The 23,069-nt window shown below is 71.5% G+C and carries 17 protein-coding genes and 3 tRNA genes; 4 read left to right on the top strand and 16 right to left on the bottom strand.

Annotation, left to right across the window (positions count from 1 at the left end; translation table 11 throughout):
- The 4 genes from ABT009_RS39730 to ABT009_RS39745 form a co-directional block, all read right to left on the bottom strand.
- Positions 1-341 (bottom strand): carboxypeptidase-like regulatory domain-containing protein (locus ABT009_RS39730; protein ID WP_351306266.1); only part of this gene is annotated, 341 nt, incomplete at its 3' end.
- Between the two features lie 216 nt (positions 342-557).
- Positions 558-2,921 (bottom strand): MFS transporter, encoded by a 2,364-nt coding sequence (locus ABT009_RS39735; protein ID WP_351306268.1) that lies wholly within the window; start codon positions 2,919-2,921, stop codon positions 558-560.
- A 175-nt stretch (positions 2,922-3,096) separates the two neighbouring features.
- Positions 3,097-3,169: transfer RNA gene (locus tag ABT009_RS39740), tRNA-Arg, on the bottom strand.
- 264 nt (positions 3,170-3,433) lie between these two features.
- A tRNA-Ser gene (locus tag ABT009_RS39745) sits at positions 3,434-3,524 on the bottom strand.
- 230 nt (positions 3,525-3,754) lie between these two features.
- Between ABT009_RS39745 and ABT009_RS39750 the strand changes: the two genes are divergently transcribed.
- Positions 3,755-4,207 carry an SSI family serine proteinase inhibitor gene (locus tag ABT009_RS39750; protein WP_351306270.1) on the top strand — a complete coding sequence of 151 codons (453 nt, stop codon included), beginning with the start codon at positions 3,755-3,757 and terminating at the stop codon, positions 4,205-4,207.
- 307 nt (positions 4,208-4,514) lie between these two features.
- Positions 4,515-9,242: a PAS domain-containing protein gene (locus ABT009_RS39755; RefSeq protein ID WP_351306272.1), complete on the top strand. Its 4,728-nt coding sequence runs from the start codon at positions 4,515-4,517 to the stop codon at positions 9,240-9,242.
- A gap of 72 nt (positions 9,243-9,314) precedes the next feature.
- Here the strand turns inward: ABT009_RS39755 and ABT009_RS39760 are convergent, their stop codons facing one another.
- The 7 genes from ABT009_RS39760 to ABT009_RS39790 all read right to left on the bottom strand — a co-directional run bounded on the left by ABT009_RS39760 (position 9,315) and on the right by ABT009_RS39790 (position 16,876).
- Positions 9,315-10,970, bottom strand: a complete 1,656-nt coding sequence (locus ABT009_RS39760) for a long-chain fatty acid--CoA ligase (RefSeq protein WP_502990051.1) — start codon at positions 10,968-10,970, stop codon at positions 9,315-9,317.
- 164 nt (positions 10,971-11,134) lie between these two features.
- Entirely contained in the window at positions 11,135-11,761 is a 627-nt protein-coding gene (locus tag ABT009_RS39765) for a SigE family RNA polymerase sigma factor (protein ID WP_351306276.1), read from the bottom strand.
- Positions 11,762-11,985: 224 nt separating this feature from the next.
- On the bottom strand, positions 11,986-13,152 hold the full coding sequence (locus tag ABT009_RS39770) for a lipid-transfer protein (RefSeq protein ID WP_351306278.1): 1,167 nt from the start codon (positions 13,150-13,152) through the stop codon (positions 11,986-11,988).
- Positions 13,149-13,643 (bottom strand): MaoC family dehydratase, encoded by a 495-nt coding sequence (locus ABT009_RS39775; RefSeq protein WP_351306279.1) that lies wholly within the window; start codon positions 13,641-13,643, stop codon positions 13,149-13,151. Before ABT009_RS39775 ends, ABT009_RS39770 begins: the two co-directional genes overlap by 4 nt.
- A complete protein-coding gene (locus ABT009_RS39780) occupies positions 13,640-14,719 on the bottom strand; it encodes an acyl-CoA dehydrogenase family protein (protein WP_351306280.1) in 1,080 nt (359 codons plus the stop codon). The genes ABT009_RS39775 and ABT009_RS39780 overlap by 4 nt, the downstream gene beginning before the upstream one ends.
- 1 nt (position 14,720) lies before the next feature.
- Positions 14,721-15,644: a bifunctional MaoC family dehydratase N-terminal/OB-fold nucleic acid binding domain-containing protein gene (locus tag ABT009_RS39785; RefSeq protein ID WP_351306352.1), complete on the bottom strand. Its 924-nt coding sequence runs from the start codon at positions 15,642-15,644 to the stop codon at positions 14,721-14,723.
- Positions 15,645-15,712: 68 nt separating this feature from the next.
- Complete coding sequence (locus tag ABT009_RS39790) at positions 15,713-16,876, bottom strand: acyl-CoA dehydrogenase family protein (RefSeq protein WP_351306281.1); 1,164 nt, start codon at positions 16,874-16,876, stop codon at positions 15,713-15,715.
- Positions 16,877-17,074: 198 nt separating this feature from the next.
- Here ABT009_RS39790 and ABT009_RS39795 point away from each other — a divergent pair, with 198 nt between their 5' ends.
- A complete protein-coding gene (locus ABT009_RS39795) occupies positions 17,075-17,941 on the top strand; it encodes a bifunctional DNA primase/polymerase (protein ID WP_351306283.1) in 867 nt (288 codons plus the stop codon).
- Positions 17,942-17,976: 35 nt separating this feature from the next.
- Here ABT009_RS39795 and ABT009_RS39800 read toward each other — a convergent pair whose 3' ends face one another.
- Positions 17,977-18,558, bottom strand: coding sequence for a hypothetical protein (locus tag ABT009_RS39800; protein ID WP_351306285.1), 582 nt, complete (start codon positions 18,556-18,558; stop codon positions 17,977-17,979).
- 87 nt (positions 18,559-18,645) lie between these two features.
- On the opposite strand from ABT009_RS39800, the gene ABT009_RS39805 reads away from it, so the two are divergent.
- On the top strand, positions 18,646-19,176 hold the full coding sequence (locus tag ABT009_RS39805; RefSeq protein ID WP_351306287.1) for an SMI1/KNR4 family protein: 531 nt from the start codon (positions 18,646-18,648) through the stop codon (positions 19,174-19,176).
- Between the two features lie 89 nt (positions 19,177-19,265).
- On the opposite strand, the gene ABT009_RS39810 is transcribed toward ABT009_RS39805, so the two are convergent.
- The 4 genes from ABT009_RS39810 to ABT009_RS39825 form a co-directional block, all read right to left on the bottom strand.
- The gene (locus ABT009_RS39810) at positions 19,266-19,760 is read right to left on the bottom strand and encodes a lamin tail domain-containing protein (protein ID WP_351306289.1); all 495 of its coding nucleotides are present in this window, start codon (positions 19,758-19,760) and stop codon (positions 19,266-19,268) included.
- A 183-nt stretch (positions 19,761-19,943) separates the two neighbouring features.
- The gene (locus ABT009_RS39815) at positions 19,944-20,732 is read right to left on the bottom strand and encodes a polysaccharide deacetylase family protein (protein WP_351306291.1); all 789 of its coding nucleotides are present in this window, start codon (positions 20,730-20,732) and stop codon (positions 19,944-19,946) included.
- A 258-nt stretch (positions 20,733-20,990) separates the two neighbouring features.
- A tRNA-Ser gene (locus ABT009_RS39820) sits at positions 20,991-21,077 on the bottom strand.
- Positions 21,078-21,225: 148 nt separating this feature from the next.
- Complete coding sequence (locus ABT009_RS39825; RefSeq protein ID WP_351306293.1) at positions 21,226-22,788, bottom strand: S1C family serine protease; 1,563 nt, start codon at positions 22,786-22,788, stop codon at positions 21,226-21,228.
- Positions 22,789-23,069 lie beyond the last annotated feature (281 nt).

A 23,069-nucleotide genomic window follows, 5' to 3' on the forward strand; every position in this document is an offset into this window, starting at 1 on the left:
CCCAGGTGCTGGGCGACGGCGCCGACCGAGGAGTGCGCGGGGTCGATGGTCCACGGCCCGGGCGGCGGCAGCTCGGTACCGCCCTGACGGGCGAGAACCACATTCCCGATCTCCGCGCGGCCGCTCGCCATGACGAGCGCCGTCGACGCGGCGGGTGCGTAGCCGACGGCGGTGACGATCACCGTGTACGGGCCCGGGGCGAGAGGCGTGTCGTCGGTGACGGTGCCGTCGGTGCCGGCGTCGGCGCGCAGGATCTGCGTACCGGTCATGTCGGTCACCGTGACCACCGCATGGGGCACGGCCCAGCCGTCCCGGGTGCCGACCCGTGCGCTGAGTGCCATGGCTTTTCTCTTCTCTTCCGTGCTGTGTGGTGCGTGCCGTTGCCCGCTTTGCCGGTTGCCCGGTGAGGGCGGCGGTGCGGGTCCCGGCAACGGGGCACGGCCGTCCCCTGCCGTGCACTGTCCCGTGCCGGGACCCTTCCCCGTGCCGGCCCGCGGACGAGCTCCCTCCGCTCGAGGCGCCCGCGCGGGCCGGGGGTCTGGTGAACTGACCGGCGACTACTCGCCGGTGTGAGCGAGTTCGATGTCGTGGTCGTCGACACCGCTGCTGGAGACGGACACTCCGGCGGCCCGCGGCGGGTAGCCGGTCGCGATGACCGTGTACGCGCCGCTGTCCAGGTCGGAGAAGGCGTACGCCCCGTCCGACCCGGTCGTCGTCGTGGCGACCACGTTGCCCGCGGCGTCCACCAGCGTCACCCGCGCATCGCTCAGCGGTGCGCCCGCGCCGCGCACGGTGCCCCGCACCTGCGCCCCGGGCCGGAGCTCCACCTCTATACGGGTGGTGCCGGCACCACCGATCTCGACGGGCAGGGCCAGCGGCCGGTGCTTGGCCGAGTTGACCGCGAGGGTCACCGTGCCCGGCACCAGGTCGGAGATGGTGAACTCGCCCAGTGCGTCGGTCTGCCCGGTGGCCAGGACGTCACCGCGGACATCGGTCACGATGACCACGGCCCCGGCGACCGGGACCCCGCTCTCCGCGGACCGCACCACACCGGCCAGTCCGCTGGTACCGCTCAGCAGGATGTCGTACGCGACCGGCTCGCCGTCGACGACGATCGTCGAGGCCTGCGGCTGGAAGCCGTCCGCGGAGGCGATCAGGACGTAGCTGCCCGCGCTCGGCGCGTCGAGGCCGTACGAGCCGTCGCCGTGCGCGACCGACCGGCCCAGCTGCCGCCCACCGAGCGAGATCAGCGTCACCGCGGCTCCGGCCACGGGCACGCTCTCCGCGCCGCGGACGTATCCGCGGACGGGGATCCCGCCACCGGCGGACCCCTCGGCAGTCGCGACCGAGGCCAGCGCCGCCGTCGGCTGCACACGCTGAACGAGCTCAGCCTGGGACTGGAGAGCGGCGACCGACGGGCTCGGCGCCGTCTTCACGGCGGCGGCCACGGCCGGCTCCCCGGCGGACGGCGTCACGGCCGCGGGGACCCCCGCCCCGGCGGCGGCCGGCCGCTGGCGCGGGATGAACGCTGCGAGCGCGAAGGACAGGAGAGCAGCGCCGCCGCCGACGGCCAGGACGGTACGGAAGCCGTCCTGGGAGGGCAGGGCGATGCCACCGAGGTCGGTGGTCATCTGCGACAGGATGACGCCGGCGACCGCACTGGCGACCGAGGTGCCGATGGACCGCATCAGAGTGTTGAGGCTGTTGGCGGCGCCCGACTGGGACGCGGGCACGGCACCCATGATGAGCGCGGGCATCGAACCGTAGGTGAAGCCGATACCGGCGCCGATGACGCAGGAGACCAGCACGAAGTGCCAGACCTCGTCCATCAGCACGATGTTCAGGCCGTAGCCCGCGGCCACGATCAGGGCACCGACCATCAGGGTCACCTTCGGGCCCTTGGCCCTCGAGAGGGCGGCGGAGACCGGGGCCGTGGCCATCATCACCAGGCCGGACGGCGCCATGACCAGGCCGGCGGTGAGCATCGTCTTGCCCAGACCGTATCCGGTCGCCTCAGGCAACTGCAGGAGCTGCGGAAGGACGAGGGACATCGAGAACATGCCGAAGCCGAGGGCGACCGATGCGAGGTTGGTGAACAGCACCTGACGGCGCGCGGTGGTGCGCAGGTCCACCAGCGGCTGCGCGGTACGCAGCTCCCACCAGCCCCAGACCAGCAGGACGACGATCGCGGCGGCGAACAGGCCGAGGGTGTTGCCGCTGTCCCAGCCCCAGTCGGCGCCCTTGGAGATCGCCAGCAGCAGGGAGACCAGACCGGCCGCCATGCCGATGGCGCCGATCAGGTCGAAACGCCCGCCGGCGCGCACCTTGGACTCGGGCACGAGGCTCAGGACGAGCACGCCGGCGACGGCGCCGAGGGCGGCCGAGGTCCAGAACAGCACGTGCCAGTCGAAGTTGTCGGCGATGAAGGCCGCTGCGGGCAGACCGAGGGCACCGCCGACACCGAGCGACGCGCTCATCATCGCGGTGGCGGAGCCGAGCCGTTCGGCGGGCAGTTCGTCACGCATGATGCTGATGCCGAGCGGGATGACACCGGACGCCAGGCCCTGCAGGGCGCGTCCGACGATCATCGGGGTCAGGGAGTCGCTGAGCGCGGCCGTGATCGATCCGGCCACCAGCATGACCAGGCTGACCAGCAGCATGCGGCGCTTGCCGTACATGTCTCCCAGCCGCCCCATCATCGGGGTGGCGACGGCGGCGGCGAGCAGCGTGGCGGTGACGGCCCAGGCGGTGTCCGACGACGAGGCGTTCAGAAGCTTCGGGAGCTCCGGGACGATCGGGATCACCAGGGTCTGCATCAGCGAGACCACGATCCCGCCGAAGGCCAGGACCGCCACGACGGTATTGGCCCGCGGCGCTGCGGACTCCCCGTCGTCGGCGGGTCGGGAATGGGCATGGGACATGGTCGAGCCTCCGTGTGGGCGATCTGGTACGCGCGATTCCTCACGGTAGGTCAATTGATTGACTTAAGCAACTGTCGCTGGGTTTCGCGGTCGCGCTGTGAAGGGTTCGTCGAGGGGGGCGCCCGCACACGCCAACGCGAGAGGCCCCGGATCGCTCCGGGGCCTCTCGTCTGTGTGCACTCGGCAGGATTCGAACCTGCAACCTTCTGATCCGTAGTCAGATGCTCTATCCGTTAAGCTACGAGTGCCTGTGTTTTGTTGTGTTGTGTGCTCTTCCTCCCTGGCTTTTCGGCCCGGTCGGCGTTGCGGGAACAACATTACATGAACGGCGCCCTGAGGCGAAATCCGTATCCCGCACCCTGCCTGACCTGGGCAAATGATCAGACTGCGGCCGAGCGGCACTGGTCTGGTCGCGGCGCGCGGGGCCCGCGAACGCCCGAAGAATCTCCCAAGCCCGGGCCCGAGAACGCCCGAAGCCCCGGTCGGACGACCGGGGCTTCGGGATCAAGGAGCGGAGGCGGAGGGATTTGAACCCTCGATGGGCTTTAAGGCCCAAACCGCATTAGCAGTGCGGCGCCATAGACCGGACTAGGCGACGCCTCCAGCGCATCAGCCCGCGCAAGCGCGAGAAGGTGCGTGCAGATGATGACACAGCCAAGCGGGGTGTCACCAATCGGTTCCCACGATACTAGGCAGGCAGGCCACAGGGCAAAGCACAGCGGCACCGCAACGTCGCGGCGCGCAGGGCGTTGAACGGGGCAGAGCCGTGCGCCGCGCGTACCCGCACTGCGGGTCCGTGCCCGGCGCTCACCCGCACCCCGTGGAGACTCGTCATGCTGCGTCGTCTCGCCTTCACCGCGGCCGCGTCCGCCGTCGCCTCCGCCGCCGCGCTGTCCGCAGCGCCCGCGGCGGCCGCCGCCGACACCGACCTGCTGCCACTGCCCCCGCTGTTCACCGCGCCGGACCGGCTGACGATCACGGTCCAGGGCGCGGGCGGGGGTACCGATGGAACGTATGAGCTGGAGTGCGGCCCTGCGGGCGGTACGCATCCGAATCCTGCCGGGGCGTGCCTGCGGCTGGACGAGCAGGCGGCGCGAGGCCGTGATCCGTTCGCGCCCCGGCAGCGGGGCGCCATGTGCACGATGCAGTACGGCGGCCCGGCCACGGCCCACGTCAAGGGCGTCTGGCACGGACGGCCCGTCGACGCCACATACAACCGAGGCGACGGGTGCGAGGTCGCGCGGTGGGACGCGATCGTGCCGGTGCTGCCGGCTGTCCGGGCGTAGATCCAGCGCGCTCCGGTGGTGGCCGGGCAGCTCAGCCCTGGTCCTGTCGCCGATCAACGACTCGACCTTGATCTGGTCGTGGCCCGACCGTGCTGTCGTCAGGCAATCGTCCGGTGCATACCCGGTGCGTGGGCAGGTCGGGGCCATGGTCACAGCATCTACGTGTGTTCTGCGTGCGACCTCCCTCTCATCCGGCGCCGCTAGCGCAACCACTGCCCGTAGACTCCCTCCCGTGACACACCGCGGGCCGCGGGGCAAGATGGCCTCGGCGGTCGGCAAGGTGCGGTAACAGGGAGGAAGCGTCGTCGTGAGCAGCAGGCCATCCCGAGGCGCTGCTCGCCTCGCAGCCATACTCGACGCACTGCCGGACGCCCTCGTCCTGGTCAACGCCAACGGCACCGTCGTCAACGCCAACACCATCGCCCTGCGGACCTTCGAGGCGCCCGGCACGGCGCTCGTCGGGCGCGGACTGCTCGATCTGCTGCCGGAGTTCGACTCGCGGCTGATCCCGGGATCCATGCGGCGGCCCGACTCGACGGACGCGCAGGGGCGCACCAAGCCGACCCGGATGATCGCGCGGCGCACCGATGGCACCGAGTTCCCCGTCGAGGTCAGCAGCGCGAACCTGGAGAACGGCCAGCAGGCGTACGACGGCCATGGCTACACCGGCGACGAGCTGCTCATGCTCGTCGTACGCGATCTGACCGGGACCGTCGACACCGAGGCCGAACTGGCGCGTTCGCAGCGACAGACCGAGATGATCCTGCGGGCCGCTGCCGAGGGTGTGGTCGGCACCGACACCGAGGGGCGGGTCGTCCTCGTCAACCCCGCCGCCGCGCAGATCCTCGGGTTCCGGGCCGGCGACCTGGGCGGACAGGCTCTGCACGCGCTGATCCTGCACTCGCGGGCCGACGGCGAGCCCTTCCCGTACGAGGAGTCGCCGCTCGCCGACACGCTCAGGTCCGGGCGCAAGCACCGGGTGCGCGGGCAGGTGCTCTGGTCCAAGAGCGGCGGCAAGGTGCCGGTCGATCTGACGACCTCGCCCGTGCGGGACGGGGACCAGCTCGTCGGCGCGGTGATGACGTTCACCGACCGCCGGCCGTACGAGGCCCTCGCCGAGGAGAAGGAAGAGGCTGACCGCAAGCACGCGGAGGAGCAGGAGACCGCGGCCCGGCAGCATGCGGAGGAGCTCGCGCAGGCCGAGGAGGAGCACGCCGAGGAGCTCGCGGGGATCGTCGAGCGGCATGCGGAGGAGCTCGCGGGCGAGAAGGAGCGGTACGCGGCGCTGGCCGAGCGTGAGAAGGACCGTTTCGAGGAGCTGACGGCGCGGCACGAGCAGCTGCTCGCCGTGCTCGGCGGATCGCTGCGCGGGCCGCTGGAGGAGCTGCGGCGCGAGCTCTCCACGCTGGCCGCCGACGACGCGGGGCAGTTGTGGCCCGAGGCGAACCAGGTCCTGCACCACCTGGCCGCCGGGTACGCGCGCATCACCACGCTCGTCGACAACGTGCTCGCCTACCAGCAGCTCGACGAGGGCGCGGAGCAGCTCGTCAAGCGCACCGTCATGCTCGACGGGGTCGTGGCCGCCGGTGTCGAGGGGGCCATCGAGCTGATCGGCCCCGGGCGCGCGCAGTTCGCCGTGCACGCCCCGCCGCTCGAGGCCGAGGTGGACCCGGAGCGGCTCGCGACGGCACTGGCGCATCTCGTCGCCGATGTCGCGGGCGTCGACGCCACGGGCAACGCTCCGGTTTCGGCGGCCGGTTACATGGACTCGACGGTCGTCGTCGCGGCGGCCCAGCGCGGCGAGGTCGTCCGTATCGAGGTGCGGGGTCCGTACTCCGGCGGGGACCCGGTGCACCAGCCGATCGTGCAGGGCATCGTGCGCGCGCACGGCGGCGTGCTGCAGACGCACGAGGTGCCGGGCATGAGCGGCTGCGCCTACGTCCTCGAGGTGCCGATCGGGGGCGGGGCCGGCACGGTTCAGGCTGCTCCCGCACATCGGGCGGCCGCAGGGGCGGACACCGGGACCGAGGGTTCTGGTGCTGCCGAGCTCGGTACGGGTTCCTCCAGTGCCGAAGCAGGCCAGGCAGGCGCAACGGCGATGGTGCCCGCGCAGGCGACCGTCACGGGCGGCCGACGGCGGGCTCGGCGGGCTTCGGTGGACGCGTTCCTGGACGGGCCCGGCGGACCCGGTGAGTCCAGTGAGTCCGGTGTGCAGGGGGCCGGCACGGACGGTTCCGGCTCGGCGGCGGACGGCGGAGCCGTGCCGACCGGGCGGCGGCGCGGGCGACGCGCGGCGGAGCCGGCGGACGCCAAGGACCCGGTGCAGCCGCAGCTGCCGGCTCAGGCCTCGGGCCCCGCGGGCGGCGGTACGGGGCGGCGGCGCGGGCGGCCGAGCCCCGCGGAGGGCGCCGTGGTGACCGCGGCCGAGCATGCGGCCGGATCGGCGGCGCTCGGTGAGACGGTGCCGCCCCAGGGCGTACCGGTGCCCACCGGCCGACGTGCGCGGCGTGACGCCGAACAGCGCGCTCTGCCCGCTCTGCCTGCCGCGTCGGCGGGTGCGACGACGCAGGGAACCGAGGGAAGTGGTGAGGAACCGGCAGCGTCGGCAGGCGTCGAGCCTGGGTCCGGGGCCGGGTCCGGGGAGGCTCTGGGGGCCGTCCCGCCCGCCGGGCTGAGTGCTCCCGACGCGCCCGGGGCCCCCGGGAACGGCGGCGGCACCTCGGGTTCCGGTGTCGGGCAGCCCGCGGGGCGTCGTGCCCGGCGCGCACTGGCGGGTCCCACGGATCGGGCCGCCGCGCAGGAGGCGCCCCGGGCCGCCTTCGCGCTGCCGCCCGCCGAGGCCGACCGGTCTCCGGGCACCGACGACGATTCCGGACAGCACGCGACGGCGCTCCACGACCCGGCTGACGACCACACTCCGCCGCAGCCCCACCCGACCTCGGCACCGACGGGACGCCGTCGGGCCCGCCCCGCCGCTCCGGCCGAGCAGGAGCCGAACGCCCCGCAGATGCAGGGGCAGCAGGGCGTCACGCACGGACAGCAGGTGCCGATGCCGGTGCCCGGAGCGCTGCCGGGTGCGGCGCCCGCGGCCGCTCCGATGCCGGGAGCGGCCGAGGCTGCCGGAGCGGGACCGGGGCCTGCGACGGCGTCCGGTGTTCCCACTCTGAACGCTGCTCGCGGTCAGGCCGCGCAGCTGCCTCAGGCGGCGCAGCACACTCAGGCCGCACAGCCCGCGCTCAACGGGCAGGCCGTGCCGCCCGGGCAGCCCGAAAAACAGGCGACGCTGAACGGCCAGTCCCTGCACGGTCCGTCCGTGCAGACGGCACAGTCCGTACCCACGGCTCAGCCCTGGACCAACGGCGCAACGCCCGCTTCCGGCATGCCCGTTCAGGACCCCGACGCCGGGCACGACGGGCAGCCGATGCCGGCCCCGTCCGCCCAGCCGGGCCGACCCACCCCGTCCGGCCCGGACGGACAGCCCGCCCAGCCATCCCCGGCAGCCGTTCAGACCTGGCCGAACAGCGGAACCCCCGCCGCGGGCGTACCGGCGAAGGCGACCCCTGATGCGCAGCAGCCACAGGCCGCGCCCGCCGCACAGCCCGCACCCCCGCAGCCCGCCGGCGCGCCGACCGGCCCGACGACGCGCGGCCGCGGTGTCGCGCTGCCGCCGCAGCCCGGGACCCAGCCGCGGGCCGCTCAGCCGTTGCCCGCCGAGGCGCCGGCCGGTGACGCGAACTCGCCGCAGGGGCGCGCGATCAGCGTCCGCACGCTGGGACAGGGCGTGCCGTTCGGCCGCCAGATCGCCGAACAGCAGCGCTCGCAGGGCAGGCCAGGGGCCCAGCCGGCCCCGGGCCTTCGCGCCCCGCAGCCTCTGTCACCGGCCTCCGTACAGACGCCGCAGGCCCAAGTACCCCGGCAGGCACCCGCACCCGGGGCACCGGCGCAGGCCTCTCCGGGTGCTGCTGCCGCGCGTTCCCCCCAGCTGCCCGCACAGCAGCCGGCACCTGTGCACCAGCAGCAGACGACGCCTCCGCCCGCCAACCCCACCGGCTCGGGCCGCCGCCGTAAGCTCGCCACCCCGCCCGACCCGAGCGGCGACCGGCCGGAAACGGCAGCCCGACCGCACCCGGGAGCCACCGGGCCTGCCGCACAGCCGCAGTCACGGCTGGCCACGTCCACGGAGGGCAGCGGCCGCTCGTACGCCATCGGGGCGCCCGACGAGGACGCCGACGAGGGTCCGGAGCCGCTCGACGGCCCCGGCGGCGCAGTCGAGGTGGCCGACCAGCCCGTGCCGCAGCCGATGGACGACGAGCTGCCGCCCGAGCCGCTCGACAACCCGCGGCGCCTTCTCGTCTGGCCCGCGCCCGACGTCTCCACGCAGCAGGCGCTCAGCGACCGCGGCTACCGGCCGGTGATCGTGCACTCCCGCGAGGAGGTCGACGCGCAGATCGCGGCGTTCCCCGCCGCCCTCTTCGTCGACCCGCTGACCGGCCCGATCACACGTACCGCGCTGCAGTCGCTGCGCCAGGCCGCCGTCGCCGCCGAGGTGCCGGTGCTGGTCACTGCGGGACTCGGCCAGGCGACGCGCGAGGCGGCGTACGGCGCCGACCCCGCCGTACTGCTCAAGGCCCTGGCGCCGCGCGACAGCGAGCAGCATCCGCCGCGCGTCCTGCTCATCGAGGAGCACGCGGAGATCGCGCTCGCGCTCACCGCGACGTTGGAGCGGCGCGGCATGCAGGTCGCGCGGGCGGAGAACGACGCGGACGCGGTGACGCTGGCTGCGCAGATGCGGCCGAACCTGGTCGTGATGGACCTGATGCAGGTACGCCGCCGACGCTCCGGAATCGTCGACTGGCTGCGTGCGAACGGCCAGTTGAACCGCACTCCGCTCGTCGTCTACACGGCGGCCGTGGACCAGGCCGAACTGCCGCGGCTCGCCGCCGGAGAGACGGTTCTGTTCCTGGCGGAGCGCTCCACCAGCGACGAGGTGCAGAACCGCATCGTGGACCTGCTGGCGAGGATCGGCACGAACTGAGCACGGGCTGAGGACAGACGGACTGCGGCGGGCGGGGCACTCCGGTGCCCCGCCCGCCGCAGTGCGTAGGGGTCAGATCCGCGTGACGTCCAGCTCGCCGTCCGCGTACTGCCTGCGGAGCACCTTCTTGTCGAACTTCCCCACGCTCGTCTTCGGCACCGCGCCGATGACCGTCCAGCGCTCGGGCAGTTGCCACTTGGCGATCTGGGCCTCTTCGGCCAGGAAGGACCGCAGCGTCTCGAAGTCCGCGGTCGCGCCGTCCTTCAGCACCACGGTGGCGAGGGGGCGTTCGCCCCACTTGTCGTCCGGGACCGCGACGACCGCGGCCTCCGCGACGTCCGGGTGCGACATCAGCGCGTTCTCCAGCTCGACGGAGGAGATCCACTCGCCGCCCGACTTGATGACGTCCTTGGCCCGGTCGGTGAGCGTCAGAAAGCCGTCAGGGCTGATGGTGCCGACGTCACCGGTCTTCAGCCAGCCGTCCTCGCTGAACTTGTCGGCCGGCCGGAACGGCTCTCCGGTCGCCCCGCCGTAGTACGCACCCGCGATCCACGGGCCCCGGACCTCCAGCTCGCCCGCAGACTCGCCGTCCCACGGCAGCCGTTCGCCGCCCGGTCCCCGCAGCCGCGCCTCGACGCTTGCGGGGAAGCGGCCCTGCGTGAGGCGGTACGCGAGCTCCTCGTCGGTGCCCACGGCGTGGGCGGGCGGACGGGCGATGGTGCCGAGCGGGGAGGTCTCCGTCATGCCCCAGGCGTGGCAGACCCGCATCCCGAGCTTGTCGAACGCCTCCATCAGGGACGGCGGGCAGGCGGAGCCGCCGATGGTGACCTGCCCGAGCGAGCTGACGTCGCGGGGCTTCGCGTGCAGCTCGGCGAGCAGGCCCTGCCAGATGGTGGGCACGGCGGCCGCGTGCGTCGGGCGCTCGCTCTCGATCATCTCGGCGAGCGGGGCGGGCTGCAGGAAGCGGTCCGGCATCAACATGTTGACGCCGGTCATGAAGGTGGCGTGCGGCAGCCCCCAGGCGTTGACGTGGAACTGGGGGACCACGACGAGCGAGATGTCCTGATCGGTCAGGCCCATCGACTGGGCCATGTTGACCTGCATGGAGTGCAGATAGATGGAACGGTGCGAGTAGATGACGCCCTTGGGGTCGCCGGTGGTGCCGGAGGTGTAGCACATGGCCGCGGCCTGGCGCTCGTCCAGCTCCGGCCAGTCGAAGGCGGTGGGCTTGCCCGCGAGCAACTCCTCGTACTCGTGCACCTGGGCAGTGGCTCCGGTGAGTGCGGAACGGTCGCCGGGGCCGGAGACGACCACATGCTCGATCGTGGGCAGGTGGGGGAGGAGCGGTGCGAGCAGCGGGATCAGCGAGCCGTTGACGATGACGACGCGGTCGGCGGCGTGGTTGACGATCCACACGAGCTGTTCGGCGGGCAGCCGCAGGTTGAGTGTGTGCAGGACGGCGCCCATGGAGGGGATGGCGAAGTAGGCCTCGACGTGCTCGGCGTTGTTCCACATGAGGGTTGCCACGCGCTCGTCGCCCGCGACGCCGAGGTCGTCCCGCAGGGCGTGCGCGAGCTGGGCGGAACGTGCGCCGATCTCGGCGAAGCTGCGGCGCTGGGGCTCGCCTTCGCCGGTCCACGTGGTCACCCGGGAGGTCCCGTGGATCGTGGACCCGTGGCTCAGGATCCTCGAGATCAGCAGCGGTACGTCCTGCATGGTGCTCAGCACGGCATCCTCCCGGGGCGACATTGCCTACGCGGCAGTAAGGGTTGTGCAAATTCTGCGCACATACCGCGCGGTATGTCACTAGTCCTGGGAATGATCGATCACGCTGTTGATCAGCACGGGAGCGAGCTACGGGCGATCAGTGCACGGGTGCGAGCTCCGGGCGATCAGCGCACGGGGGCGAGCTCCGGGTCCTCCCGCAGCTTGGCGAGCGCCCGCGACACCGCGCTCTTGACCGTGCCGACGGACACCCCGAGCACCTCGGCCGTCTGGACCTCGCTGAGGTCCTCGTAGTACCGCAGGACGACCATCGCGCGCTGCCGGGCGGGCAGCTTCATGATCGCGCGCCACATCGCGTCCCGCAGCGCCTGGTGTTCGGCCGGGTCACCGACCGGCACGGCCTCCGGCTCGGGAGGCTCGTCGCACACGAACTCGTCGACCTTGCGCTTGCGCCACTGCGACGTACGCGTGTTCACCAGGGCGCGCCGCACATAGCCGTCGAGGGCCCGGTGGTCCTCGATCCGGTCCCATGCGACGTACGTCTTCGTGAGCGCGGTCTGCAGCAGGTCCTCGGCGTCGTTGGGGTTCCCGGTCAGCGAACGTGCCGTGCGCAGCAGCACGGGGCCACGGGCTTGGACGAACGAGGCGAACGACGGGTACGCCGGATGTGCTGTATGTACCGTATGTGCCAAGTGCGGTGTCGGATGGCCCTGGTGCGGCGTCGGACGGCCTTGGTGCGCCGCGTGTGCCTTTCCCGCGGCCTTGGATGCGCTGGTGCAGACAGGCGTGGTCATGGCTCAACGCTAGGAGTGACCCCGCCTCCGGCGGATCGGCCGCAGGTGCCGAAGGCCTGTCCTGCTCAGGTTGTAGGGCTGACGCTGTCCCCACCTCCTGGAGATGGATGAGAAGAAGGGCAGTACTCAGGGTTCATTACGGCGACGCGAATCCCCTGGTAGTACGGGCACCGGGTGTCCGGTGGACCGGACGGCGGTCCGGGCGTGTGTCCCTCCCCTCCACCTCAGCCGTCCGCGGCCAGGATCAGCCCCGATGTGGGCACCCCCGTACCCGCCGTGACCAGGGCTCGGGCAGCGCCCGGTATCTGGTTCACCGATGTGCCGCGCAACTGCCGTACCGCCTCCGCTATGCCGTTCATCCCGTGCAGATACGCCTCGCCGAGCTGGCCGCCGTGCGTGTTCATCGGCAGCCGCCGCTCGGCGACGAAGTCTGCTGCCTCCCCCGGCTTGCAGAAGCCGAACTCCTCCAGCTGCATCAGCACGAAGGGAGTGAAATGGTCGTACAGGATCCCCACGTCCACGTCCCCGGTCGTCATTCCTGACCCGCGCCACAACTGGCGCGCCACCACGCCCATCTCGGGCAGTCCCGTCAGGTCGTCGCGGTAGAAGCTGGTCATCTGCTCCTGGGCGCGGCCGGCGCCCTGAGCCGCGGCCGCGATCACCGCCGGCGGCTGCGGCAGGTCGCGGGCGCGCTCCAGTGACGTCACGACGATCGCCTGGCCGCCGTCCGTCTCCTGGCAGCAGTCGAGCAGCCGCAGGGGCTCGACGATCCAGCGCGACGCCCCATGGTCCTCGAGCGTGATCGGCTTCCCGTGGAAGTACGCCGCCGGGTTCGTCGCCGCGTACGCGCGGTCCATGACGGCGACATGGCCGAACGCCTCCGGCGTCAGGCCATACGTGTGCAGATACCGCTGGGCCGCCATCGCCACCCAGGACGCGGGTGTGAGCAGCCCGAACGGCATCGACCAGCCGAGCGCCGCCCCCTCCGCCGACGGCTCTCGGTGCTGCATGCCGGAGCCGAATCTCCTGCCCGAGCGCTCGTTGAACGCCCGGTAGCAGACGACGACTTCGGCCACTCCGGTGGCGACCGCGAGCGCCGCCTGCTGGACCGTGGCGCAGGCCGCGCCGCCTCCGTAGTGGATCCGGGAGAAGAAGGACAGCTCACCGATGCCGGCTGCCTGGGCGACCGTGATCTCCGGGCTCGTGTCCATGGTGAAGGTGACCATGCCGTCGACGTCGGCGGGGGTGAGCCCGGCGTCGTCGAGTGCGGCCCGCACGGCCTCCACGGCCAGCTTCAGCTCGCTGCGTCCCGAGTCCTTCGAGAACTCGGTGGCGCCGATGCCGACGATCGCGGCGCGTCCGCCGAGGGTGTCCCGTCTGCGCAGGCTCATGAGGCACTCTCCGGCACGGTCCCTGGGACATCCGCGGCCCGTGGGACCGCCGCGGTTCCTGCGACGGTCACGGTCACCGTGCCCGTGACGTGTCTGCCGATGCCGTTGGCACCGACGACGCGGACCACGGCGGTCTCGCCATCGGTCTCCTCGACCCTGCCGGTCAGCACCATGGTGTCCCCCGGATAGTTGGGCGCCCCCAGCCGTATCGCCACCTTGCGGAGCACGGCCGCGGGACCGAAGTGGTCGGTGATGTACCGCCCGACCAGCCCGTTGGTGGTGAGGATGTTCATGAAGATGTCGGGGGAGCCCTTCTCCCTGGCGAGCTCCGCGTCGTGGTGCACGTCCTGGTAGTCGCGGGATGCGATGGCTCCCGCGACGATCAGGGTGCGGGTGATCGGAATCTCCAGCGGCGGAAGTTCGTCGCCACGGTGGAACGCACGATCGCCACGCCTGAACGCACGACCGGGTTGTGCACTGCACGCGTTCATGTCCGGTCTGCTCCCTTCGCGATCACATCGCCCAGTTCCTCCAGTACTTGGCTCCCGGCGCCCAGGTACGCGTCCAGCTGCCGCCCCCACAGGAAGTGCCGGTGCACGGGATGGTCGAGGTCGGCGCCCGTGCCGCCGTGCAGATGCTGACCCGCGTGGACGACGCGCTTGCCCGCCTCCGACGCCCACCAGGCGGCGGTCAGGGCATGGGTGGCGTATTCGAGCCCCTCGTCGCGCCGCCACGCCGCTTCGTACGCCGTGACCCGTATCGCTTCCGTGTCCATGTACGCGTCGGCGGCGCGGAGTTGGACGCCCTGTTTCGCGGCGAGGGGTCTGCCGAACTGCTCGCGGGTGTTGGTGTGCGCCACGGCGCGCGCGAGCGAGCCCGCGCACACGCCGGCCTGCAGCCCGGCGAAGGCGGTGCGGGCCATGGCCAGCACGTCCGCATACGCGGACGCAGCAGGCGGAGGCCCGAGCCGCTCGGCCGGTGTCCCCTCCAGGGTCAGCCGTCCCGCCGACCAGGGCGCGGTCAGCTCGACCGGCTCCGTCAGCGCGTCGGCGGTCCGCACCAGCCACAGGACGTCGTCGGCATCGACGACCAGGACGTGAGTGGCATCGCGCAGCCACGGGACCCAGGGCACCGTCCCGCTCAGGGCGCCCCGCACGCCATGGGCCGCGCCACGACCCGGTCCGGTTGGTGGCCCCGTCTCCCGTATCGCGCCGCGCGGCGCCAACGCACCCGTGGCGACCACCGTCCCGTCCCGCAGCCCGGGCAGCAGCCGCTCTCGCTGCTCCTCCGTGCCGTACCCGGCCACCGCCAGCACCCCGTACACACAGCTCGCGGCGAACGGCACCTGGGCCGTCGTCCGCCCCTGCTCCTCCAGCATCAGCACCAGCCCGAGCAGCCCGGTCTCCTCGACCGCGCCCGGTAGGCCCGCCGCGCACAGCGCCTTCCACAGCTCCGCGTCGGTGCCGCCGCCGGCCGCCGCCAGCCGCTCCGGCGTCGACAGGTCACCGAAGATCTGCGCGGCGAGTTCCCGCGCGGCCGCCTGTTCCGGCGTGGGAGTGAAGTCCATGTCAGACCGCCCCTCCTGCGACGAGCCCGGCCGCATCCTCGGCCGCGCGGAAGACCGGCAGCTCCAACTCGTCGTCCGCACGCAGGAATTCGAGCCGCACCGGCATCCCGATCCGCACCTTGTCGGGCGCCATGCCGACCACGTTGCTGACGATCCGCACTCCCTCCGCCAGCTCGATCAGCCCCACCGCGTACGGCGGGTCGAAGGCCGGGAAGGGCGGGTGGTGCATCACGACATACGAGAACACCCTGCCCTCGCCGCTCGCCTCGACCGGGTCCCACTCCGGCCCGCCGCATGCGTTGCACCCCGGCAGCCAGGGGAAGCGCAGTGTGCCGCACGCCCGGCAGCGCTGGACGAGCAGCCGACGCTGCGAAACGCCCTCCCAGAACCCGGCGTTGTCCCGGTTGATCACCGGTCGGGGCCGCCGTGGCTTCGCTTCCCGGGTCTGGCGTACTTCGGTTGCCCGGCGGGCCGCCGGGGCGTACTTGAGGATCCGGAACCGATGCGTCCCGGCGAGCTCGCCGTCCGCCTTGACGTCCATCCGCGTCGTGACGAAGTGCCCCGTCCCCAGCTTGGTCGTCTTTCGCTCCGACACCGACTCGATCACCGCGTCGAAGGTGATCTCGTCCCCCGGCCGCAGGGGCCGCAGATACTCCTGCTCGCAGTCGGTGGCGACCACCGACGTGTACCCGGCGCCGTCCAGCACGGCGAACAGCTCGTCGTACGCGGCGCTGCGCCCCGCATGGCCGGAGAGGCCGCCCATCGTCCAGGCCTGGAGCATGGCCGGCGGCGCGATGGCGTCCGGGCCCGCGTACGCGGGGTTGGTGTCCCCCATCGCCTCGCACCAGTGCCTGATCATCGGTTCGTTGACCCGGTCCCTGCCTACGCCCGCGACCGCGGCCGGCTGTCCCTCGTACGCCTTCAGCCGCTCGTACGAAACGCAGCTCGCCGTGCCGCCCGCGGACCCGCCCGAATCCGCCCGGCCCCCCGTGTTCACCGCCGCCCCCTGTGCATCCCGAGCCGCATCGTCGCGACGATCTCCCGCTGCACCTCGCTCACCCCGCCCCCGAAGGTGTTGATCTGCGCCGCCCGGTTCATGCGCTCCAGCTCGCCGTCCCCGAAGGCGCCAGGCGATCCGGACCGCACCAGGCCCGCTTCCCCCGCGATCTCCTGACACATGCGATACGCCTCGACCGCCGATTCCGTTCCCGCGAACTTCACGCCGCTCGCATCGCCGGGGGCCAGCCGGCCCGCCCCCACATCCCCCACCAAACGCCAGTTGAGCAGGCGCGTTGCCGCCAGCCGGGCATGCACCTCGGCCAGTCGCGACCGCACCCAAGGCGCGTCAATGCGTCGCTCGCCCGTCACCGGATCGGGTGCCCGCGCGGCCGCCAGTACCGCCTCGTACGCGTCCTCGGCCTGCATCCCCAGCGCGGCGAGCGCGACCCGTTCGTGGTTGAGCTGGTTGGTGATGAGCCCCCAGCCGCCGTTCTCGTCGCCGACGAGGTTCGAGGCCGGGACGCGTATCCCGTCGTAGTACGTCGCCGTCGTCGTCAGACCGCCGACGGTCTCGATCGGCGTCCAGGAGAAGCCTGGCGCGTCGGTCGGCACGAGGATGATCGAAATCCCGCGGTGCTTGGGCGCGTCGGGCTCGGTGCGGCAGGCCAGCCAGATCCAGTCGGCGTGCTGGGCGTTCGACGTGAAGATCTTCTGCCCATCGATCAGCCACTCTCCGCCCTCACGCACGGCACGCGTGCGTAGCGATGCGAGATCGGTCCCGGCCGACGGCTCGCTGTAGCCGATGGCGAAGACGATGTCGCCGCTGAGGATGCCCGGCAGGAAGCGGTCCTTCTGCTCCTGGGTGCCGTACTTCATGAGGGTCGGGCCCACGGTGTTCAGGGTCACCATCGAGACCGGGGCGCCCGCGCGGTACGCCTCGTCGAAGAACACGAACTGCTCGTCGGGACCGCGCCCCTGCCCCCCGTACTCGACGGGCCAGCCGAGGCCGAGCAGCCCGTCGCCGCCCATGCGGCGCAGTAGTCGCCGCCGGCCTGCCGCGTCCCCGGCGGGGGGCGGTCCGTCCGGCATCAGGTCCCGGAAGTACGCACGCAGTTCGGTACGCAGTTGCTGCTGGCGGACGGTGGGGGCGAGGTGCACGGCGGCGGCCTCCCGTTTCGTACCGGCAAGAGTTTCTGACTGTCCGTCAGATCCGCGGCCGATGTCAAGACCGACGACCAGGCGCCCGCGCCACCACATGCGGGCGAAGCCTCACCGCATGGGACGAAGCGATCAGGAACCGGCACGGGGGACGGATCACCCCTTCCCTTTATCGAACGCACGTACGAACATAGGAGCATGGCCACCACCGATCGGCATGCCACGACCCTGGCCCTCGCCCATGCCCTCTCCGCAGCCGAACGCGGACTGGCCGTCATACCGCTGTCCCGCACCAAGCTCCCCGCCCTGCGTTCACCGCACCGCTCGGACCCCGAACCGGCGCTCTGCCGCGGCGAGTGCGGACGCCCCGGCCACGGCGTGTACGACGCGTCGAGCGACCCACGACGCATCCGTGAACTCTTCGCCGCCGCCCCCTGGGCGACCGGCTACGGCATCGCCTGCGGACTGCCCCCGTACCACCTGATCGGCGTCGACCTCGACACCAAGTCCGGTACGGACTCCTCGGCCGCCCTGCGCGAACTCGCGCTGCGCCATCTCTTCACCATCCCGGACACCGTCGTCGTGATCACCCCCAGCGGCGGCCGCCATGTGTGGCTCTCGGGCCCGCCCGACGTCGTCGTCCCCAACTCCGCGGGGCGGCTCGCTCCTGGCATCGACATCCGCGGCGCCGGCGGATATCTCGTGGGCCCCGGCTCACGCACCGAACACGGCGTCTACAGCACCGCGCCGGGCACCGCCCACCTGCCCCCAGCCCCCTGCCCGCCCGCCCTTCTGCGGCTGATCACTCCCCCACCGCGCCCGCACCACCCGACGCCCCCGTCCACCGGCCAACACGGGCAGGGACTCGTCCAGTTCGTCCTCGCGGCACACGAGGGTCAGCGCAACACCCGCCTCTTCTGGGCCGCCTGCCGCGCGTACGAAAACGGCATCGGAGAGGAACTCGTCACCCCACTGGTCGAAGCGGCGATCCACACCGGCCTGACGGAACGGGAGGCCCGCGCCACGGTCGCCTCTGCGGCCCGGCTGACGGGACACCGTCCGTGAACGGCACGCGCGCGTGGTGACACAGACGGTCACCCCTACGCGTCGGTGTCGACCAGGTCGACCTGCGGCGCGAAGTGGGCCACCGCCCCGGCCAGCCGCTCCTTGTCCAGCTTCCAGCAGAGAACGGCCCGGCCGGACTGCATGACGTCGGCCGCGACACCCTCTACCAGCGAACTGTTGATGTGGCCGATGCAGCGACTGATCCAGCCGGCGCCCAGGCTGCCCGGCAACGGCGGCAGGCCAGGGCGCCGCTGCACACCGATGTACAGGTACATGTACCTGTACAGCACGACCGCCTCAATCTCGCTCCACGGCACGAGGGCGGTGGTGGAGCGGTACCGCGGCGGGACACCGCCGAGCAGGACGCCCTTCTCGTCCACGCGCAGAGCCACCGCCCGGCTCCGCGCCTGCAGGGCGACGAACAGCCCGCCACCGCCACTGATCACCAGCACGAGGAGGTACATGAGTGCGTCCCACGCAGAGACCTGGTTCTCCACCAGCTCTACGACCAGGGCCAACAAAACGGCGGCGCAACAGGCGAAGAGCGCGACGGCCAGTGGGGCGCTACGCCAGTTCCATCCGTAGCGGACCTCGTACTCCGGGGACTCGGCAGCCACATACAAATCATGACAAATAACCTTCACACGAGAGAAGAGGAACCAGGCCGCCAGGCACTGTCAGTGGCGGCGGTTAGCCTCCGGCACATGATCGAGACGAACGTTGACGACCGCCGATTCCCGCCTGCCCTGGCCGATGTGGCCAGGGTGGGGTTCGACTACGGCGAAGAGGGCGAGGGCGTCGACTTCGAACCGTACGACGCCTTCGACTCCGCCGAGGAGACCACCGACTGGCTGCGCCTCTGGACCGGCAACAGCGAACTGGACGGCGGGGCGTACCGGATCTTCGGACAGGACGGCGCCGGCGGACTCGCCGCCATATGGTGCGCGCGGCCAGGCCGGCCCCTCACCGAGCAGCCCGTGGTGTTCATGGGCTCGGAGGGCGAGTGCGGCCTGGCGGCCGGAAACCTGTCCGACTTCCTGTGGGTGCTGGCCGACGGCTTCGGCCCAAGGGAGGCCGCCCTGTACGCGGACCGCGAGGCACGCCCGGACGCGCCCCTCACCGAGCTCGCCGAGCGGCACGCGACCACCCCGCGCCGCTCCGCCCGGGAGATCATCACCGAGGCCCAGGCGGAGTTCCCGACCTTCATCGAGGACATCGACGAACTCTGCCGCTGACCGCCGCCGAGCCGGTCTGCATGCTGAGCCGGTCAGCATGCAGAAGGCATGCCCCCCCACCTGGTCAGGTGGCCGCGCGCGCCCCCGGCTCAGCCGTGGTAGCGGATGTACCCGTTGCCGTCGGCATCGTCTCCGCTCTTGGAGTACGAGTGGGCGTCCGAACCGCTCCCGGAGGGCTTGTACAGGTAGATCGTGTCGCGGTCGTTGTTCCACATGAAGTTGCAGTTGTCGCGGTAGACCACGTTGTTCTTGTCGGAATCGGTGCCGTTGCCTCCGCGGAGCTTCACGTAGTCGCCGGGCTGAAGGTAGTGGCTGGCGGTGAAGGTGAACCTGTTGCCGGCGGCGTCCTTGACGACGTAGCCCTTGAGATTGATGGTCGCCGAGGACGAATAGTTCTTGATCGTCAGGTACTCCTCGTCGGTGTTGCCGGAGGAGCAGCTGTTGGAGTCCCGGCCGGGCGCGTCGTACTGCACGCCGCGGATCTTCAAGGCCGAGCTGTACTCGGTGGCCTGAGCCGGAGCGGCGGCGAGAACGGCCAGCGTGCCGGCAGTGAGGACGGCGGCGATGACAGGGCGCTTACGCAAGAGAGATCCCCCTCGTGGTCTGGTGAAGATGTGTGACACGTGTAGGACTTGTGAATGTCCAACCTGGTTGGATAGCACATGCGTTCGCCGTCCGACTGTGGGTCGGCGCCGAGGGGGGATCGCATGGCTGGCGACCGGGAAAGCACGAAGTGACCGCGTTCAAGCGGTAACGAGATGATTTGCCTACGGCGCGTTCCAGTAGGCCCGGCCCTTCTGGGGCTTGGTGGGAGCGAAGAGTTGGGAGACGGTCACTGGTGTCAGCCCGCGTTCACGCAATCCGTCGATGATTCCGGGAACGGCGGGAACGGTACCCGGGTAGACGTCGTGCAGCAGGATGATCCCGTTGCGCTCGGCGCTGGCCAGGACGCGCCGTTTGATGAGGTCGGGGTCGTGGTCGCGATAGTCCTTGGCGGTGACGGTCCACAGAATCTGCGCGAGCCCGAGCGAGCGGCAGATCTCGGCCACCCGCTGGTCGGTACTCCCCTGGGGCGGGCGCATCAAGGACGGAGTGCGGCCGGTGAGCTGCTTGATTCGCTGCTGCACCAGGGTGAGCTGGCGGTGGATCTCCGCGTTCGAGACCTCGGTCAGGCGTGGATGACTCCAGCTGTGATTGGCCAGCTCATGCCCTTCAGCCGCTTGCCTGCGTACGAGCTGGGGATAGCGGGCCACGCCCTTCTGGCCCAGCAGGAAGAACGTGGCGTTCACGCGCTTGGCCTTGAGGATGTCCAGTAGGCGAGCCGTGTAGGAGCCGGGACCGGCATCAAAGGTCAACGCCACGCACCTGGCCTTGCGGCAGTCCACTGGATGGGGCTTGGACCAGGACAGGCTGGGTGACGGCTTCGGCTTCGGCGGGGCGGCTGCCGGAGCAGCGGCAGCCTTCGCTTCGGTGGTGGCGGGGTGCTGCGCCGTCGCGCAGGCGGACAAGACGGCAGCTGCGGCGATAGCGGTGGCGGTCTGCAGGAGTCGACGCATGATCACGAGAGAGACGCCTACCAGCCCCAGCAGCTTGGCGGTCCCCTGGCATCGCCATCACGGAGATTGCCAGCCGGAGGGGGTAGCTCATGGCCGCCAGGCGGTGGAGCGATGAATGTGACGCCGCCTCAGTTGTTCTCCGGTTGCCCTTCGCTGTGTGGGATACGGGCGAGCCGGGGTGAGACAGGCCGCATGCAGAAGGGGTGCCCCCTCGCTTGGGGACACCCCTTCTGACCTGCACAGTCTCTGACCTGCCAGCGGTGGGTGTGGGATTTGAACCCACGGTGACATCGCTGCCACGACGGTTTTCAAGACCGTTCCCTTAGGCCGCTCGGGCAACCCACCTCGCCCCGGCCACCTGGGACGGAGCGGCTACAGCCTACCTGTCACGGACATGGGGACGGGAGCGTCCCGCTTCCGGGACGCCACGGCTCTCACAAACCGGCGACCCGTGCGGCGCGGGGCCGGCCCTGCCGGCCCCGCCACCGTCGCGTCAGCTGTCGCCCTTGCGCTCGCCCAGGACCACGTCGACCGTGTGCTCCTTGCCGCCCCGCGTGAAGGTGATCTTGACGGTGTCGCCGGGCTGGTGCGTCCAGATCTCGCCGATCAGGGTCGGACCACTGTCGATCACCGAGTCGTCGAGCTTGGTGATGACGTCGCCGGGCTTGAGGCCCGCCTTGTCGGCCGGGCCGCCCGGGGTGACCGCGTCGGCGCCGTTGGCGCCCTCCTCGGTGATCTTCGCGCCCTCGCCGTTCTCGTCGAGGGAGACGGAGGCACCGATCACCGGGTAGACCGGCTCGCCCGTCTTGATCAGCTGGTTCGCGACGTTCCTCGCCTGGTTGATCGGGATCGCGAAGCCCAGGCCGATCGAGCCGGCCTGGCCGCCGCCGTCCAGACCGTTGCTCGCGGACTGGATGGCCGAGTTGATGCCGATGACCGCACCGCTCGCGTCGAGCAGCGGACCGCCGGAGTTGCCCGGGTTGATCGACGCGTCGGTCTGCAGGGCGCTCATGTACGACGGCTTGCTGGAGCCCGTGCCGTCGCTGGAGGCCACCGGGCGGTTCTTGGCGCTGACGATGCCCGTGGTCACCGTGTTCGACAGGCCGAAGGGTGCGCCGATGGCGATCGTCGCGTCGCCGACGGCCACCTTGTCGGAGTCGGCGAGCGGCAGCGGCTTCAGGTTCGAGGGGGCGTTCTTCAGCTTGATGACCGCGACGTCGTAGCCCTGGGCGCGGCCGACCACCTCGGCGTCGTACTTCTTGCCGTCGGAGAAGGTGGCGGTGAGCTTGCCGCCGCTCGCCGCGGAGGCCACCACGTGGTTGTTGGTGAGGATGTGGCCCTGCTTGTCGTAGACGAAGCCGGTGCCCGTGCCGCCCTCTCCGTCGTCGGCCGTGGCCTCGATGGTCACAACGCTGGGCAGCGCCTTGGCTGCGATCCCGGCGACCGAGGACGGGTCACGCTTCAGATCCGACGGTGTGTTCGAGGCGGAGACAGTGGTCGAGTCGCTCGCGGTGTCGTTGCGCTCCGCCGCCCAGTAGCCGACGCCGCCGCCGACGCCTCCGGCCAGCAACGCGGCCGCCAGCACAGCGGCGACGAGTCCGCCGCGCCGCCCGCCGGGCTTCGGCTCCTTGGGCTGGTACGTGGAGCCCCAGCCGGATCCGCCGCCGCCTCCGGCATACGAGGGGACGGCCGGCGGCGGGGGAGGCGGCCAGTCACCGGCGGCGGCACTGCCGTGCGACGCCGCGCCCCCGTGCGGCTCCGGGGCGCCCTGCCCTGGCGTGCCCTGAGCGGCGGGATCGCCGTACTGGTACTCCGGACCGTGGGCACCCGCACCCTGAGGGAAGGCACCCTGATCATGCGCGGCCTGCCCATGCGCGACCTGAGTCACGGTGTCGCCGTGCTGATGCGCCGTGGCGCCCGCCGCGCCCTGCCCGGACGTTCCGGGCGCCCCGCCGCCGGGCGTCGCGGATGCGACCGAAGTGGCGGGAGTTTCCACCGGCACAGGAGGTGCAGACGGGGCCGGGGGTACCGCAGTGCCCTCGTTCTCGGTGCTCACAGCTCTTCTCCTCGATCCACGGCTGTTCTTCTCGGTCGTACTCGGTTCGCCCAAGGGCACGATCCGGCACGGGCCAGCTGTGCAATTTGTATGCGGCCAGCTTTTACCAAGGGACGTCAGGGCACCATAAGCCGTTCCTGTGCGTCCGTTGCCATCCTTTATCCCGGATGAAACGGACGCATCCGGGGAGCATCCTCCAGCCGGACAGGGCGGCTCCACACCGCGTCTCTCGCTGACCCTCTCCGGGGCCGTCTCTGGCACGTCTACCCAGCGTCAGTGGC

This window comes from Streptomyces sp. NPDC002896 (assembly GCF_040295225.1).
In the GTDB taxonomy this organism is placed as follows: domain Bacteria; phylum Actinomycetota; class Actinomycetes; order Streptomycetales; family Streptomycetaceae; genus Streptomyces.